Source organism: Frankia sp. R82 (assembly GCF_023716925.1).
GTDB lineage: Bacteria > Actinomycetota > Actinomycetes > Frankiales > Frankiaceae > Frankia.
Window position 1 is genome coordinate 1 of sequence record NZ_JAMQQG010000162.1, and the last position, 1,360, is coordinate 1,360.

Annotated in this window: 2 protein-coding genes; one reads left to right on the forward strand and one right to left on the reverse strand. The window is 74.9% G+C overall.

From position 1 onward, the window contains the following. A partial coding sequence (locus ND747_RS16360) for a TerD family protein (RefSeq protein WP_251734473.1) occupies nucleotides 1-666 on the reverse strand: 666 nt, incomplete at its 3' end. Between the two features lie 140 nt (nucleotides 667-806). Here ND747_RS16360 and ND747_RS16365 point away from each other — a divergent pair. Then, nucleotides 807-1,360, forward strand: a 554-nt coding sequence (locus ND747_RS16365) for a suppressor of fused domain protein (protein ID WP_374216246.1), incomplete at its 3' end; no start/stop codon positions are given.

A 1,360-nucleotide genomic window follows, 5' to 3' on the forward strand; every position in this document is an offset into this window, starting at 1 on the left:
CTGCCGGCCCCCGGCCGGCGGGCCGTACGGCGCTGTCGGCGGGACGGGCGGCGGCCCCCACTGCTGCCCGGCGGGCTGGCCCGGCCCACCCGGCCCACCCGGCGGGGCGTAACCACCGGACGGGGCGTAACCACCGGACGGGGTGGGCACCGGGGCGGCCGGGGCGCCCGGGTCGTCCACGGAAATACCGAAGTCGGTGGCGATGCCGGCCAGGCCCGAGGCATAACCCTGGCCGACGGCGCGGGCCTTCCAGGCCCCGGCCCGGCGGTAGAGCTCGACGAGAATCAGCGCCGTCTCGGTGCCGAGACCGGCCGGATCGAAGCGGACCAGCTCCGCACCGCCACGCGCGTCGCGCACGGCGATGCCGAGGCCACGCACGCCGGCGAAGGTCGGCGGGCCGCTGCCGTCCAGGCTGCCGGTAACGACGATCTTATCGATGTCCGGCGGGACCGCGGCGAGGCTGAACTCCAGCGCCGACGGCGGTATCAGCCGGACCCCGGGGCCGTTCGGCTGGTTGAAGAAGACGAAGTCGTCGTCCGAGCGGACCTTGCCCGCGACCGTCAACAGGATCGCGGCAATGTCCAGCGGGCTCGACGAGGCGATCTCGACCCGCACGTCCCCGGTGGGCAGCGGCGCGTTGCCGCCCTTCGTGAGCACCTGTCCCATTGCCCCTCCATGACCTGCTTCGCCAGGGTCGCGCACCCTGTCCAACGCCCTCACCGAAGCGGTCGGTTCCCGCCCCGGACCCCGCGCGTGTCGTGTGCCGACCCTACGATCAGTGCCATGGCATGGTCGGAGGCGGTCCGGTGAGTGACAACGCGCTGAGCGAACGGATCGAGCGGCACGTGGCGCAGGTGTTCGGCCCCGACACCGGCCGGGCCGGCGTGACCTTCCTCGGTACCGAGCAGATCGAGGTCGTGCGGTACGGACCCGACCGCGGCGGCATCGTGCGCTATCTCACCCTCGGCATGTCCCGCGAGCCGATGACGGCCGCGGACGCGACGGTGCGTGATCCCGCCGGGCCACGGGCCGAACTGGTGTTGTCGCTGCGCGGTCGCCACGACAGCGTGCTGCGCCGGCTCGCGGTGCTCGCGGCGATCCCCGTCGTCGAGGGTCGGCCGATCGCCCCCGGCGCCGCCCTCGACCTCGGCGAACCGCTCTGGGACGGTGCCGGCTTCACCGCCGTTCTGGTGGCCGAGCCCGGCGGTCTCGTCCCCGACCTGCCGCCGGGACTCGAACCGACCGCACCGTCCGACGCGCCGCTGGACCTGCTGGCCCTCGACCAGCCGGCGGCGATGTCGCGGCCGGCACCGACCGGGGCGGCACCGACCGGGGCGGCACCGACCGGGGCGGCACCGAC